Here is a 13,595-nt window from a genome sequence, read left to right as displayed (position 1 = left end):
ATATCTAGTTTTTTACTTTTTGACGCTCGTTAAAACCACTGACGAATACCTAGCAAATTCCGTGTCCTAGGGCCGGCTGGACAGGGAGGAATCACAAGATTTCCAACGTCACAGTGCGAGTACACGATGCCACATGAACGCAAACTGTTCGATTACATTTCAGTCAGCTTGGGGCGGGTTTTTGGCACTGATCTGCCCGGATACGGCGCCAAATACGCGACTCTCTTTGGAACGCTCCAAGAGTTTTCTTTCATCCAAAAACGATCCTATTGAGCTAACCACATGTTGCCTGCATACATATGAACAAGGTGTCTTAGGCCTTTCTTGCATCAGCACATGGGAGTTCAATATGAAAGGCTGTTTTTCCGTTTAACGACGTACACCATATTTTTCCGTCATGCGCTTCAATAATTGATCGAGTAATCGATAAACCTAGCCCTGCATTACTTGGACTTCCTTCTCTGCGAGCTGGGTCCACGCGATAAAATCGATCAAACAGCTTTTCAAGATGCTCGGGCGCAATGGGCTCTCCCGGGTTCTCCACAGACACTGATATTGAAGTTCCTTTCTGCCGTATATCGACAGTAATACACTTTCCTTCGGGGGTGTACCGGAGCGCATTTGAGAGCAGATTAGAGATGGCCCTGTCGAGCATAAGTACGTCACCTCGGACGCTACCCCTGCCTGTAACCTTGAGGTCGATCCCTCGCTCATCAGCCAGCAAACGGTAGTACTCGAGTAATTTCTCTACTACTGCTACCAGGTCTATCGGTTTGTTTTCATGTGTAATTAGACCGTTATCTGATTTCGCTAGAAAAAGCATTTCATCAATCATACGCCCCATACGTTTCAAGTCATCAAGATTTGAGTACAGATTGTCCTCGTAGTCCTCAATATTTCTTTTTCTAGATAAAACCACTTCAGTGTGAGTCATCAAATTGCTAACGGGTGTCCGTAATTCGTGAGCAATGTCCGCAGAGAAGTTCGATAAACGAACAAACGCATCGTCCAGTCTAGATAACATTGCGTTGAACGAGAGCACCATCTGCTGTAGCTCTTGGGGAACGGGACCTAATGGAATACGCTCTTTGAGCGATTTAGCTGACATTGAAGCTGCTACCTGAGTGACGAGGCGAATAGGTCGCAGTCCACTACGCGCTACCATCCAGCCCAGTGCAGCACTGACCAGCGCGCTTATCACCAGCCCTATCCAAAACCATCGTTCAAGTGTCTCGAAGAAGGCCATATGTTGAGTGACATCAAAGATCAACATCACTGTCAATGGTTTATCCTGCCCCGTCACAATGGCTTGCGCCGTCACGCCTCGAAATATCTGCTCCTGGTCTCGCCACTCCCAGACATTGCTGTTTGTGATTGTTCGGAAGTCTTCAGGAACCACGATTGGACCTGGGTCAGCAAACAGGAGCTTACCGTCACCATCGATGATAAGGGCTGTCAAATCACGATGAGCACCAAGCAGTGCCTCCAGCTCAGGCTTAACATCACTGAACTGATCAATGCTGTTCAACCCAGTCAAAATTCTTTGCGTCGAGTGAAGCTTTTCGTTCAGCGCCTGCTGATCCAGCATCTTGAAATGATGCCGGCTGAGGTTGTTAAAACTGAGTCCAGCGACGGTGAGCACAGCCGTTACAGCTAGCATGAACATCAGGCTCATGCGCGTAGTCAGGGACATTCGCTTCATTCCGACCCCGTCCCCGAATCCGGCGCATCCAGCATGTACCCCATGCCTCGAGAGGTGTGGATAAGCTTGACCTCAAAATCATCATCAATCTTTGCTCTGAGCCTCCTGACAGCAACCTCGATGACGTTAGTATCGCTGTCAAAGTTCATGTCCCAGACCTGGGAAGCAATAAGCGACTTGGGCAGAACCTCACCTCGACGACGGAGCAGCAATTCGAGCAACGCAAACTCTTTGGCCGTTAGATCTATACGTTTGCCTGCGCGGATAACCCTGCGCTTGAGGAGGTCCACCTCCAGATCAGCCAATTTCATATGGGTTTGGGAGGGTGCAGTGGTGCCTCTACGCAGCAGCGTTCTGACGCGAGCCAGCAGTTCAGAAAATGCGAAGGGTTTGATCAGGTAATCGTCTGCGCCCAGCTCAAGTCCTTTTACTCGATCCTCAACGCGGTCTCGCGCCGTGAGGAAAAGCACTGGTACATTTTTTCCGGATGCTCTCACTTTTTGAAGTACTTCCCAGCCATCCAGCCCAGGCATCATCACATCGAGAATCAGCAGGTCATACGCCTCGCTCAATGCGTGCTGAAGCGCGTCTTTGCCATTGGTAAAGCGATCAACATTGAACCCCGCCTCAGTGAGTCCTTGCTGCAAATAAATACCTATTTTGGGTTCGTCTTCCGCAACCAGAAGTCTCATGAGGATGGCTCTCGAATAATTGTGAGGCTGAGTCTGCAATGAAATGCCTCTGCCAACCAGCAGCTGACAGAAAAGTAATATTGGCTTCAGGTAGATGTCAGCGAGTGCTGTCTAGGGTTCGAGCATGAGTACTTCCTGGTGCTCGACCGACTCTTCAGCATGAAACCTAGAGGAGCCGGAGAACAAATCAAAAGGAGCTGCCTCATGAACCGTTTAAAAGCCCTATTCTTTGTTAGTTCGATACTCATCTCTGCGTCTGCGTTGGCTGAAGGTGGTGCAGATCGGATTCTGGAGCGCATGGAAAGTCTGCGCGACAAAGCCGAAGCGACCTTGGTACAAGCTGAAAAAGCTCCTGAAGGGCAACGCCATGTGCACATGGCCGAGCATATGAAAATACTGGGCGAGATCATGGACCAGCTTCATCTAGATCATCCAAAAGCATCAATGTCACCTCAGGAACATCTCGCCTGGATGGAAAAACACGACGCCATGGTTGATGACGTTTTGAACCAAATGCAGCGCGAGCACAAACTGATGCTTTCTGAGAACCATCAGTAACCGAATAACTCCCACGGGGCTCTTTGAACCGCCCTGCTAGACACGGCGTCATCTGGGCGCCGTGTTTTCTCAGGAAAACTGACAGAAATGTAGTGTTCAAGTCAGTTAACGGGCAGCTCTATCCCTTTAGCATAGCTAGTGTTTTCCACTTGCTCTCGAGGTCACCATGAAAACTAAGCTCATTACCCCAGTTATTGCGGCAATCACCCTACTCCTCGGCGCTACGGCGATGGCCAGCGTAGGTCATGGGAAAGAGGATATCGGTCAGCCTGGAGTCGCCTCAGAGGTCACTCGCACGGTTGATGTGGAGATGGGCGATATTTTCTTCAAAACTAAAAGCGTCGACGTAAAGCCCGGTGAAACAGTTCGCTTTGTACTTCACAACAAAGGGGCGTTGCTCCACGAGTTCAATATCGGCCAAGCCGCTGCTCACGCGGCGCACCAAAAAGAAATGGCGAGCATGTTCCAGAATGGAACGCTTACACCCACCGGAACTGGAAAAATGTCGGGCAACATGGGCCATAGCATGGGAGGCATGAAGATGGTTGGAATGGAACACAACGACCCGAATAGCGTGCTGATCGAGCCAGGGGCAACCAAGGAGTTGATCTGGACCTTCAACAACACAACTGGACTCCAATTTGCCTGCAACGTGCCAGGTCATTACCAGTCGGGGATGGTCGGTCAATTTGACTTGAAGTAAGCCTGAACCGCCCGCAAAAACCGCGTCGACGCAAGAGTTCGCTATGCTCTGAGGCAGAGATCAGAGCAACACGCTCACACACTGGGTCTAGATCATGGATAACCATCAGCATCCGGCTGGAAGCACCTCCCCACCATTTTGGAGGCGCAAAACAGGCGTTGTACTGATCATGCTCGTTGCGATCGGTGCCTTTTACGGGGTGCGGGAACATTTCACCCACGTTTATCCGTATTTGCCCTATCTCATCCTGTTGATCTGTCCATTGATGCATTTTTTTGGGCATGGACATGGCGGACATGCCCATGGCGATCAGGCAGGAACCAACGAGGAAGAGAAATAGCTATGCCCACTACACCGAGCCACCACGATCACGGTCCCGCCCACGCTGCCTCGCCCCATGACGGTGATCTACGTGACCCGGTGTGCGGTATGGCGGTTACACCTCCAAGTAAATTTGGCGAGTCTTACCAAGGACAGACGTATCAATTTTGTAGCCAGAAATGCCAAGAGAAATTTCGGGCAGATCCAGAACGCTACATTGGTAATCATCCCAGCGCTGAACCCAGCAGCGCCGCTATAGAGCCCGCGCTACAGGTAGCCACTGAGTTTACCTGTCCTATGCACCCGGAAATAAGACAGCCAGGGCCCGGCAATTGCCCTAAATGTGGCATGACATTAGAGCCGGTCATGCCCGCGCTTGATGACGATGACAAAACCGAGCTCCGTGATTTCACGCGCCGCTTTTGGTGGTCGCTGCCTTTAACCGTGATGGTGGCCCTTCTAGCCATGGCGGGTCACTCATTACAACTCTTCCATGGTTCGGTTCAAAACTGGATCGAGTTCGCTCTTGCCACTCCGGTCACCTTATGGGCAGGTTGGCCCTTTTTTGTAAAAGGCATAGCATCTGTTAGAAATCGCAGTCCAAACATGTGGACTCTGATTGGTTTAGGTACTGCCGCAGCCTATCTTTACAGCGTCGCGGCAACCCTATTTCCCCAAAGTTTTCCCACCACCTTCATGCAAGATGGACGCATCGGCGTCTACTTCGAAGCCGCTGCGGTCATCATCTCGCTCACCTTGCTTGGGCAAATTCTTGAGCTCAAAGCACGGTCACAAACCTCCGCCGCCATTAAGTCCCTTCTAGGCCTGTCTCCCAAAACTGCACGCAAGATCAACGCTGATGGTCAGGAGGAAGACATTCCTCTTACCCATGTTCACTTGGGAGACCATTTGCGGGTCAGACCTGGTGAAAAAGTGCCAGTTGATGGCTCTGTACTCGAGGGAGAAAGTGCGGTGGATGAATCCATGCTCACTGGTGAACCTGTGCCGGTCATGAAAAGAGCAGGGGATAGTCTGATCGGTGCCACGCTTAATACTCATGGAAGCTTGGTGATGGAGGCGCGAAAGGTCGGCGCTGACACTATGCTGTCGCAGATAGTACAAATGGTCGCACTAGCCCAACGCTCCAAAGCGCCCATGCAACGAATGGCCGACTCAATCGCAGGCTACTTTGTGATGGCGGTTATCGCGATTGCGTTGCTGACCCTCTTAGGCTGGGGACTGTTCGGCCCTGAACCCAGCTGGGTCTTCGGCCTGATCAACGCTGTCGCCGTACTTATCATCGCTTGCCCCTGTGCACTGGGTCTGGCAACGCCCATGTCGATCATGGTTTCGACGGGTAAAGCCGCCAGTATGGGTGTGCTGTTCAGGGATGCCAGTGCCATCGAAAATCTCTGCAAGATCGACACACTGATTGTCGATAAAACGGGGACCCTGACAGAGGGACGGCCGGTATTTCACAGTGTGGAGGCCACACCAGATTTCAACCCACACGATGTGCTTCAACTGGCCGCTAGCCTTGATCAAGGCAGCGAACATCCTTTGGCTCATGCCATCGTCGATCACGCCCGAACTGAAAATGTTGCGCTCACCAAGCCTGAATCGTTTGAGTCCGGATCAGGGATTGGAGTCAGTGGCCTCGTTGGTGGCAAGAAAGTACAGCTGGGCAACACTGCACTTATGGAAGCTGCCGGCGTGAGCACTAAGGTCTTACAAGACCGTGCAGAGTTGTTGCGCTTTGAAGGCATCAGCATCATCTATCTAGCAGTTGACGGGGTCTTGGCGGGGTTACTGGCGGTCTCAGACCCGATAAAACCAACCTCTAAAGAAGCAGTCACCAAGCTTAAGGCTGATAACGTAAAAATCATCATGGCCACCGGAGACGGGATCACCACCGCACGTGCTGTCGCCAGGGAGATGGGTATTGAAGAGGTTCATGGTGAAGTGAAACCTCAGGACAAGGAGCGTCTGGTAGCCGACCTCCAGCAATACGGTCGAAAGGTTGCCATGGCCGGCGACGGTATCAACGACGCACCGGCCTTGGCGCGAGCTGATGTGGGCATTGCCATGGGGACAGGGACTGACGTCGCGATGAATAGCGCGCAGCTCACGCTGGTAAAAGGCGACCTGATGGGGATTTTACGGGCACGGGCACTTTCGGTTGCAACGGTAAAAAACATGCGGCAAAACTTAGGTTTCGCCTTCCTTTACAACTCAATGGGTATTCCCCTCGCCGCAGGCCTGCTCTATCCACTGACGGGACACCTTCTGTCGCCAATGATCGCTGCGTTAGCCATGAGCGTCAGTTCTGCATCTGTAGTTTTCAATGCTTTGAGATTGAGGAATACCCGAATAGATTGAGAGTAACCGATGCTCGCAGCCCGCAATATATAACTCTTGACCTTACCGTGGTGTCAACGTTGATGCTGTTGTTGCGGTGAAAAGAGACCGCCCAGCACAAGAGGAATAACCATGTTCGTCTTAAACGTATCAGGCATTGGTTGCGGTAGCTGCGTCAGCAAAATCATCAAAGCGATCCAGTCACTGGACAGCGAGGCTACGGTTTCCGTAGATCGCGCTGCCGGTAAAGTGAGCGTCGAAAGTAGCGAAAACCCAGAGCAGGTCCGTAAAACTGTCGAAGCACTCGGGTTCCCTTCCCAAATCAGCGCCTGAGGCGCTGATTCCCTAGCTGGGTAAAGTTTATTATTCACCTCGCAGAGCTTTAAGTAGCCCCTTAAATGCTCCATTTAATCTAGTAAAGGCGGTTTCGAAATGAATTTCATTTTCCGTATACTTTGCGACCTCGACCTGTTGATCCACAGTATTTTGATCAATGGAAGGTTGGTTCGGCGTACTGTAAAGCAAAGCACCGCTGTGAATATCACTTGCTAATTCGTTTACGGCAATATGTCTCGGGTTTGTTGTTTTTAAAGAGAACGGAGTAGCCAAACCTCCCTCTGTTTGGCTAGCCAGTACAGCAGAAAAGTCCAAGTCTCTGGCCTTAAAGTTAGGAGTGTCGGCATTAGCGATATTATTGCTAAGTACCTCAGCTCGTTGGCTGCGAAAAAGTAATGCTCTTTCTGCGGAGCCAAGCGCTTTTTCAAAATTAATACTCACCGGTGGCCACCTTTAGTTACGCTGCCATTTAATTCCCACCTATCGAACACTCAAGTGCTTAACGTAGTGCGTCCGAGCCGATGTATGATTTCAGCGAAACCTCAAAAACGCCACGCCATCGTGCAGTGACCGGAAACTTACAACACCGCACAGGTAAATTTTAGATGGTGGATGGCGGTTATGTGTCGTTGGATAGCTTAGACCTTACGGACTAATCACCCTGTATCTCAAGAGAAATATCGCAACCTGACACAACTGTAATATTGGCCTAAGCTTCCTGACAGGGGATGAGTCTTATAGTCCTATTGAGCCTCAAGCTCACCCCCCAAGAGTCAACGATTGATGTGGATTCAGGGGTTACCAATAATCATCCGAGGACCCCCAAATGAACCCTATCAAAACCTTGTTCGTCATCGCGGCTCTGACCGTCTCTTCTTTGGCTATGGCTGAAGGCGGTGGTGACCGGACTTTCGCACGCATGGAAGTGGCCAGGAATAATTCGATGGAATCGTACCGAGTAGCTCAAACGCAAAATGCCCAACCTCCCGTCGCTGAAAGCAAAGCCAAGGCGATGGATCACAAAAATTGCTAAATAGCTGGGTCCTCCAAGCTGACAGAAATGTAATCACTGCGGTGGTTTAAATGTGGCAATTTCTGAGCTCGCTTGCCGTAAGAGTTTGTCTTTTGTGACGGTGGGCAAAGCTGATCCGGGCAACTCATGATCGGTTGTTTCGCACGGCTTCCCTTTTGACTGATTGGAAATAAACGGCATGCATTCCAAAACCTCTAGACGGACATTCGTAAAAGGCTTGGCCGCTGGTGGCATTCTCGGCGGCTTTGGCCTTTGGCGCACTCCTGTATGGGCGGTGACAAGTCCAGGTCTGCCGAGCGTACTCACTGGCAATGAATTTGATCTGTTTATTGGTGAAACCCCTGTAAACATTACCGGCTCGGCGCGAACAGCCATGACCATCAATGGATCATTGCCAGGGCCTTTGCTGCGTTGGCGCGAAGGAGAGACAGTCACCCTGCGTGTAAAAAACCGCTTGGACCAAGACACCTCAATCCATTGGCACGGGATCATTCTGCCGGCCAATATGGACGGTGTACCTGGCTTGAGTTTCCATGGCATCGCACCCGACGGCATGTACGAGTACAAGTTCAAGGTTCATCAGAATGGTACGTACTGGTACCACAGCCACTCGGGCTTACAGGAGCAGGCAGGGGTTTACGGGCCAATCGTTATCGACTCGAAAGAGCCTGAACCTTTTCAATACAACCGCGACTACGTGGTGATGTTGACTGACTGGACCGATGAAGATCCTAGTCGCGTCATGGCCAAGCTTAAGAAACAGTCGGGCTACTACAACCATCACAAGCGCACCGTCGGAGACTTCATAGACGATGTCAGCAGCAAAGGTTGGTCTTCGACGGTAGCAGATCGAAAGATGTGGGCTGAGATGAACATGAGTCCTACTGACCTCGGCGATGTCAGCGCGGATACCTATACCTATCTCATGAATGGCCAGGCACCCAACGGTAACTGGACTGGTATTTTCAAACCGGGCGAGAAACTCCGTCTGCGCTTTATCAACGGCTCGGCCATGAGCTATTTCGACGTCCGCATTCCTGGGTTGAAGATGACCGTGGTTGCCGCAGACGGTCAACATGTCAAGCCGGTGAGCGTCGACGAGTTTCGTATTGCGGTAGCTGAAACATATGACGTTATTGTGGAGACTGCTACTGATGAGGCGTACACCATCTTCGCTCAGTCTATGGATCGCACAGGTTACGCTAGCGGAACACTTGCAGTGCGTGACGGCCTAAAGGCACCGATACCTGCAATTGACCCACGTCCTATAGTAACTATGGATGACATGGGGATGGGCGGTATGGCTGGTATGGACCATGGCAGCTCGGGTGGAATGGGCGGCGGCGACATGGCCGGCATGGACCACAGCAAGATGGCAGGGATGAACCAAGGTGACATGACCGGGATGACCGGCATGGACAGCGGTGACATGACTAACATGGCTAGTATGGATCACAGCAAGATGGCTGGCATGGACAAAGGCGACATGTCCAACATGGCTGGCATGGACCACAGCAAGATGGCAGGAATGGGCAGTGGTGATATGTCAGGGATGGCTGGCATGGGAGGTATGGGTGGAGGAATGCAGACTCACCCAGCCTCTGAAACCAACAATCCCTTGGTTGACATGCAAGCCATGAGTCCAACGCCAAAGCTGAACGATCCTGGCATAGGCTTGCGGAACAATGGTCGTCGAGTGCTCACTTACTCCGACTTGAAAAGCACTTTCCAAGATCCTGACGGCCGCGAGCCAAATCGCACCATCGAGCTTCACCTGACCGGTCACATGGAGAAGTTTTCGTGGTCGTTCAACGGCATCAAATTCTCTGACGCCGAACCACTGCGCCTGAAGTATGGCGAGCGTCTGCGCATCACTTTGGTGAACGACACCATGATGACCCACCCCATCCACCTTCACGGCATGTGGAGTGACCTCGAGGATGAGAACGGCAAGTTCATGGTGCGCAAGCACACGATTGATATGCCACCAGGTACCAAACGCAGCTATCGAGTCACCGCTGATGCCTTAGGCCGCTGGGCATATCACTGCCACCTGCTTTTCCATATGGAAATGGGCATGTTCCGTGAAGTACGGGTTGATGAGTAAAGGAGACGATCTGTGAGCACATACCTAAATCGTAATTCCCTCGTGGATTGCCTCTTTGCCGCTGTCCTGCTGAGTGGACTCTCGTCCACGGTGCTGGCAGAGGAAAATGGCAGCGATCATTCAACCACTGTTCCTGCTACAGCAACGGACAAGCCAGCAGCGGCAAACGATTCGAAGCTAGATCACGGGTCAATGGACCATAGCAAGATGAGCCATGAGTCGATGGATCATGACCAAAAAACCAAAAAGGCAGATTGAGATCATGACCAGTAAGTTTTTACGCCCAACGCTGATGGCACTTGCAGTCTCCACCGGTCCAGCATTCTTTTTTATGGCTCAAGCCGCTGAAGAGATGGATCCGTCGATGGCGATGCCATCAAGTGCGGACGCAAAGCCATCAATTGCACAAAAATCCAAACCAGCCAAAGCGAAAGATGCCGCGATGGATCACTCCAAGATGGACCACGGCTCAATGGGAGCCATGGACCATAGCAAGATGGGGGCGATGGATCACAGCAAGATGAGCATGGATAACGGGCAAATGGACGGTATGGAAAGCATGGATGGAGGGGCGACTACCACAAGCCGAACCCCGATCCCCGTACTTACCGACGCTGACCGGGCCGCCGCTTTTCCAGACGTACCAGGCCATGGTGTGCACGATAAGAAAATTAACTCGTTCATCCTCCTGGATAAATTTGAGTACCAAGACGCTGACAACGGCAGTGCGCTGGCTTGGGATGCAAAAGGGTGGATCGGCGGTGACGTCGACCGCCTCTGGTTGCGTTCGGAAGGCGAACGTACAAATGGCGTAACCGAAAACGCTGAACTTCAGGCTCTGTGGGGACACGCCATCGGTCCATGGTGGGATGTCGTCACCGGTATTCGACAAGATTTCAAACCCGGGTCACCTCAAACCTGGGGAGCGCTCGGTATTCAGGGCATGGCCCTCTATAACTTTGAAGCTGAAGCGACTGCTTATATTGGTGAGAACGGTCAAACCGCTGCTCGATTTGAAGGCGATTACGACATCCTGTTGACCAATCGCCTGATCTTGCAGCCGACCGCCGAAGTAAACTTGTACGGGAAAAATGATCCTCAGCGCGGCATAGGATCTGGATTGGCCAACACTGAACTAGGCCTGCGGTTGCGCTACGAAATTACTCGTCAATTCGCACCCTACATTGGTGTTAGCTGGAATCGCTCATATGGTAAGACGGCTGACCTGGCCAGCGATGAAGGGGAAAAGACAAACGACGCCCGGTTTGTAGCTGGTATTCGGATGTGGTTCTGAGCGATTTGAGCACTAGCCCTACGAATTCAAATGATCGGGGAGTTGGCTCCCCGACTCTAAAGTAGATCCTTCAATGTAACCTTTGCAGCGGCATGAACGCTTGAGTGGGGTTCTATTGCTTCGTAGAACATCTCGCCGTCTCCAAGGGAAAAGGAAATATTCATGACAGGTAGCTTCCGACTTTCAAGTCGATTTCTGCGTATCACAACATTCACCGCGCTGTTCATTGGCTCAACGGCTCAAGCGGCGCAGACCCTGACCATCGATGTGCATCGAGATGCAAACTGCGGATGTTGCAAAAAATGGATTCAGCATCTTGAGGCCAATGGCTTCACCGTCATTGATCATGTAGAAACCAACATGAGTGCTGTCAAACAAGATCTAGGTGTCGCTCCACGACTCTCGTCTTGTCACACTGCGATGATCAACGGGAAGTTTGTTGAAGGTCATGTGCCAGTTGAGCAAATAATTGCGATGAGTAAGCGTGACGACCTTCTCGGGATCGCTGCTCCTGGCATGCCAGCAGGTTCTCCAGGAATGGAAGTCGACGGAGTGCATGAGGCCTACCAGATAATCGGCCTGACCAAAGCTGGCACAGATCAGGTGATTGCTGAATACCCCGAAAACTAATCCCACCCCGTCCATCCCGTCACAGCATGGTCACCGTTCATGGCCATGCAGCGGGACATGCTCTGTCGATTTCATTCTCAAACCATTCGCTAAGGACATCAGCAACAATTGTAAAGGCGCTCTTGCACCGAATTTGATAACCCCGTACTGCTGTCCTCAATAACAATTTGAGATGATGCCATGCTCCGTATACTGCCACGCATTGGGCAGCAGATTGCTGATCGGGATAGTGCTAAGTTTGGGAACGGCGTTGCCTCTCAGCTTGCCCTTTCGAATTAGGGCATCTGTCTCGGCTGAAAAAGTAGAAAAGGTAAATGACTGTGGTTTAAGAGTTCTTTTTTTGCAGGCTTTTCAGACGCAGGGTGGCGCGTTGTACAGCGGCCATTTTTTCTGGACGTTTCATTCGTTTCCATTTTCTGATGTCTTCCTTGGTACGACCGCAGCTGACGCATAGTTCGCTGTTCAGCTGGCAAACAGAAATACAGGGATTTTCGATGTCCTTGGCCATTGTTCAATTCCTCGTCGAACTTATGCGTGCTACGGGTTCATTGCTAAGCCAGAACGGCGACCTGATCGGGTGAGTCAGCGCCCAACTTCGTGCGGTACTCAACTGTCAGATGAGTGATCTCATGAACCGTCGCCAGCCGTTCTCGTATGTTTTCTGCATTCACTGCTGGGCTGCCCAGAACACTCACAATCGCGGCGCGGGCTTGCGGCCCCACCTGCCAGACATGAAGATCAATGATCGAAGCATCTCCCGGTCGCTCAACCAGTTCACGAATCTCTTCAGCGACATGATCATCTGTCTGGTCGAGCAATACACCCGAAGTCACCCGCATCAACGACCAAGCCCAGCGTGCAATCACAACGGCACCCACAATCCCCATTGCAGGGTCGAGCCATACCCAACCAAGGTATCGACCAGCAAGAAGGGCTGCGATGGCCAGAACCGAAGTCAGTGCATCTGCAATGACGTGAACGTATGCAGAGCGCAAATTATTGTCGTGACCATGCGCATGGTGAGACTCATCGTGGCCGTGGTCATGCCCATGGTGATGATCATGACCGCCAGACAGCAAAAGCGCGCTCACCACATTCACTGCTAGTCCGACAATTGCGATTAGAGTCGCTGTCCCGAATTGCATTTGAGTCGGTTGAAAGAGACGAAACAGCGACTCTCCAGCAATTCCCAAGGAAACCAGTCCCAAAATCAGAGCAGAAGCGAAGCCACCCAAGTCTCCCACCTTGCCAGTTCCAAAACTGTAGCGAGCACTTGAGGCATGTCTTTTCGCGTAACCGTAAGCAGCTGCGGCTATGCCCAGTGCACCTGCATGCGTTGCCATGTGAAAACCATCGGCAAGCAACGCCATTGAGCCAGTGAGATAACCTGCGGTGATTTCAGCAACCATCATTACGACGGTCAGGGCCACCACCCACAAGGTACGCTTGGCGTTTTCTTCATGTGATTTCCCAAGGAACATATGGTCGTGGGAATAGTCGGTGTACGAATTACTCATCTGGGCAAATCCTATTTGGAATAGCGGCGAATGGCTTCGAGAAGCTCATCGACGCCTTTCGCTCTTTCTTCGTTGCTGAGTGTTGGATTCGCGACGTGTTCACGAGCGTGGTCTTCGATGATTTCATCCATGAGCCCATTGATCGCGCCACGAGTCGAAGCGACCAAAAGCAAGGTTTTCGAGCAGTCATCATCAGAGTCGAGTGCTCGCTCAATCGCCTGGATTTGCCCAGCGATCCGCTTTACGCGCTTAAGAAGATTGTCTTTGCTCGATCTCGTATGCCCCATACCATACCCCCCCTACCTATAGTTGAAGTATAATCACACGTTCCACCTAGCCATACA

16 protein-coding genes are annotated in these 13,595 nt (G+C 51.5%); 10 read left to right on the top strand and 6 right to left on the bottom strand.

Features of this window, described 5'->3' with window-relative positions:
- Positions 1–313: 313 nt before the first annotated feature.
- Together copS and ACOZK9_RS25005 are read right to left on the bottom strand one after the other, a co-directional pair.
- Positions 314–1,702: a copper resistance membrane spanning protein CopS gene (copS, locus tag ACOZK9_RS25010; RefSeq protein WP_032905000.1), complete on the bottom strand. Its 1,389-nt coding sequence runs from the start codon at positions 1,700–1,702 to the stop codon at positions 314–316.
- A complete protein-coding gene (locus tag ACOZK9_RS25005) occupies positions 1,699–2,394 on the bottom strand; it encodes a heavy metal response regulator transcription factor (protein WP_008437429.1) in 696 nt (231 codons plus the stop codon). The genes copS and ACOZK9_RS25005 overlap by 4 nt, the downstream gene beginning before the upstream one ends.
- A 204-nt stretch (positions 2,395–2,598) precedes the next feature.
- Between ACOZK9_RS25005 and ACOZK9_RS25000 the strand changes: the two genes are divergently transcribed.
- The 5 genes from ACOZK9_RS25000 to ACOZK9_RS24980 all read left to right on the top strand — a co-directional run bounded on the left by ACOZK9_RS25000 (position 2,599) and on the right by ACOZK9_RS24980 (position 6,667).
- Positions 2,599–2,952, top strand: coding sequence for a co-regulatory protein PtrA N-terminal domain-containing protein (locus ACOZK9_RS25000; protein ID WP_016963496.1), 354 nt, complete (start codon positions 2,599–2,601; stop codon positions 2,950–2,952).
- Between the two features lie 166 nt (positions 2,953–3,118).
- On the top strand, positions 3,119–3,655 hold the full coding sequence (locus ACOZK9_RS24995) for a cupredoxin domain-containing protein (RefSeq protein WP_016963497.1): 537 nt from the start codon (positions 3,119–3,121) through the stop codon (positions 3,653–3,655).
- 94 nt (positions 3,656–3,749) lie between these two features.
- Entirely contained in the window at positions 3,750–3,995 is a 246-nt protein-coding gene (locus ACOZK9_RS24990; RefSeq protein WP_085057430.1) for a DUF2933 domain-containing protein, read from the top strand.
- Positions 3,996–3,997: 2 nt separating this feature from the next.
- Positions 3,998–6,355 (top strand): heavy metal translocating P-type ATPase, encoded by a 2,358-nt coding sequence (locus ACOZK9_RS24985; protein ID WP_421556816.1) that lies wholly within the window; start codon positions 3,998–4,000, stop codon positions 6,353–6,355.
- 111 nt (positions 6,356–6,466) lie between these two features.
- Positions 6,467–6,667 (top strand): heavy-metal-associated domain-containing protein, encoded by a 201-nt coding sequence (locus ACOZK9_RS24980; RefSeq protein ID WP_034139896.1) that lies wholly within the window; start codon positions 6,467–6,469, stop codon positions 6,665–6,667.
- 30 nt (positions 6,668–6,697) lie between these two features.
- Here ACOZK9_RS24980 and flgB read toward each other — a convergent pair whose 3' ends face one another.
- The gene (gene flgB, locus ACOZK9_RS24975; RefSeq protein WP_080761504.1) at positions 6,698–7,111 is read right to left on the bottom strand and encodes a flagellar basal body rod protein FlgB; all 414 of its coding nucleotides are present in this window, start codon (positions 7,109–7,111) and stop codon (positions 6,698–6,700) included.
- Positions 7,112–7,496: 385 nt separating this feature from the next.
- Between flgB and ACOZK9_RS24970 the strand changes: the two genes are divergently transcribed.
- From ACOZK9_RS24970 to ACOZK9_RS24950, 5 genes are all read left to right on the top strand, one after another.
- Positions 7,497–7,703, top strand: a complete 207-nt coding sequence (locus ACOZK9_RS24970) for a co-regulatory protein PtrA N-terminal domain-containing protein (protein WP_010565102.1) — start codon at positions 7,497–7,499, stop codon at positions 7,701–7,703.
- A 178-nt stretch (positions 7,704–7,881) separates the two neighbouring features.
- A complete protein-coding gene (locus ACOZK9_RS24965) occupies positions 7,882–9,810 on the top strand; it encodes a copper resistance system multicopper oxidase (RefSeq protein WP_421556815.1) in 1,929 nt (642 codons plus the stop codon).
- Positions 9,811–9,822: 12 nt separating this feature from the next.
- Complete coding sequence (locus tag ACOZK9_RS24960; protein ID WP_130205476.1) at positions 9,823–10,068, top strand: hypothetical protein; 246 nt, start codon at positions 9,823–9,825, stop codon at positions 10,066–10,068.
- Complete coding sequence (locus ACOZK9_RS24955) at positions 10,040–11,104, top strand: copper resistance protein B (RefSeq protein WP_421556814.1); 1,065 nt, start codon at positions 10,040–10,042, stop codon at positions 11,102–11,104. The genes ACOZK9_RS24960 and ACOZK9_RS24955 overlap by 29 nt, the downstream gene beginning before the upstream one ends.
- A gap of 162 nt (positions 11,105–11,266) precedes the next feature.
- The gene (locus ACOZK9_RS24950; protein WP_019334904.1) at positions 11,267–11,734 is read left to right on the top strand and encodes a DUF411 domain-containing protein; all 468 of its coding nucleotides are present in this window, start codon (positions 11,267–11,269) and stop codon (positions 11,732–11,734) included.
- Positions 11,735–12,059: 325 nt separating this feature from the next.
- Here the strand turns inward: ACOZK9_RS24950 and ACOZK9_RS24945 are convergent, their stop codons facing one another.
- The 3 genes from ACOZK9_RS24945 to ACOZK9_RS24935 are packed head-to-tail and all read right to left on the bottom strand — an operon-like array spanning position 12,060 to position 13,538.
- Positions 12,060–12,242, bottom strand: coding sequence for a DUF1289 domain-containing protein (locus ACOZK9_RS24945; protein WP_017341650.1), 183 nt, complete (start codon positions 12,240–12,242; stop codon positions 12,060–12,062).
- A 43-nt stretch (positions 12,243–12,285) separates the two neighbouring features.
- The gene (dmeF, locus tag ACOZK9_RS24940; RefSeq protein ID WP_034139898.1) at positions 12,286–13,251 is read right to left on the bottom strand and encodes a CDF family Co(II)/Ni(II) efflux transporter DmeF; all 966 of its coding nucleotides are present in this window, start codon (positions 13,249–13,251) and stop codon (positions 12,286–12,288) included.
- 11 nt (positions 13,252–13,262) lie between these two features.
- The gene (locus ACOZK9_RS24935) at positions 13,263–13,538 is read right to left on the bottom strand and encodes a metal/formaldehyde-sensitive transcriptional repressor (protein WP_421556813.1); all 276 of its coding nucleotides are present in this window, start codon (positions 13,536–13,538) and stop codon (positions 13,263–13,265) included.
- Between the last annotated feature and the right edge of the window lie 57 nt (positions 13,539–13,595).

This window comes from Pseudomonas kitaguniensis, from assembly GCF_049199985.1.
Lineage (GTDB): Bacteria > Pseudomonadota > Gammaproteobacteria > Pseudomonadales > Pseudomonadaceae > Aquipseudomonas > Aquipseudomonas kitaguniensis.
Note: the sequence above shows the minus strand (reverse complement) of the source record. Positions and strands in the feature narration are given on the sequence as shown.

Excerpts from the sequence above, each read along its gene's own strand:
- copS (WP_032905000.1), bottom strand. The coding sequence starts at position 1,702 with ATGAAGCGAATGTCCCTGACTACGCGCATGAGCCTGATGTTCATGCTA.
- ACOZK9_RS25005 (WP_008437429.1), bottom strand. The coding sequence starts at position 2,394 with ATGAGACTTCTGGTTGCGGAAGACGAACCCAAAATAGGTATTTATTTG.
- ACOZK9_RS25000 (WP_016963496.1), top strand. The coding sequence starts at position 2,599 with ATGAACCGTTTAAAAGCCCTATTCTTTGTTAGTTCGATACTCATCTCT.
- ACOZK9_RS24995 (WP_016963497.1), top strand. The coding sequence starts at position 3,119 with ATGAAAACTAAGCTCATTACCCCAGTTATTGCGGCAATCACCCTACTC.
- ACOZK9_RS24990 (WP_085057430.1), top strand. The coding sequence starts at position 3,750 with ATGGATAACCATCAGCATCCGGCTGGAAGCACCTCCCCACCATTTTGG.
- ACOZK9_RS24985 (WP_421556816.1), top strand. The coding sequence starts at position 3,998 with ATGCCCACTACACCGAGCCACCACGATCACGGTCCCGCCCACGCTGCC.
- ACOZK9_RS24980 (WP_034139896.1), top strand. The coding sequence starts at position 6,467 with ATGTTCGTCTTAAACGTATCAGGCATTGGTTGCGGTAGCTGCGTCAGC.
- ACOZK9_RS24970 (WP_010565102.1), top strand. The coding sequence starts at position 7,497 with ATGAACCCTATCAAAACCTTGTTCGTCATCGCGGCTCTGACCGTCTCT.
- ACOZK9_RS24965 (WP_421556815.1), top strand. The coding sequence starts at position 7,882 with ATGCATTCCAAAACCTCTAGACGGACATTCGTAAAAGGCTTGGCCGCT.
- ACOZK9_RS24955 (WP_421556814.1), top strand. The coding sequence starts at position 10,040 with ATGACCAAAAAACCAAAAAGGCAGATTGAGATCATGACCAGTAAGTTT.
- ACOZK9_RS24950 (WP_019334904.1), top strand. The coding sequence starts at position 11,267 with ATGACAGGTAGCTTCCGACTTTCAAGTCGATTTCTGCGTATCACAACA.
- ACOZK9_RS24945 (WP_017341650.1), bottom strand. The coding sequence starts at position 12,242 with ATGGCCAAGGACATCGAAAATCCCTGTATTTCTGTTTGCCAGCTGAAC.
- dmeF (WP_034139898.1), bottom strand. The coding sequence starts at position 13,251 with ATGAGTAATTCGTACACCGACTATTCCCACGACCATATGTTCCTTGGG.
- ACOZK9_RS24935 (WP_421556813.1), bottom strand. The coding sequence starts at position 13,538 with ATGGGGCATACGAGATCGAGCAAAGACAATCTTCTTAAGCGCGTAAAG.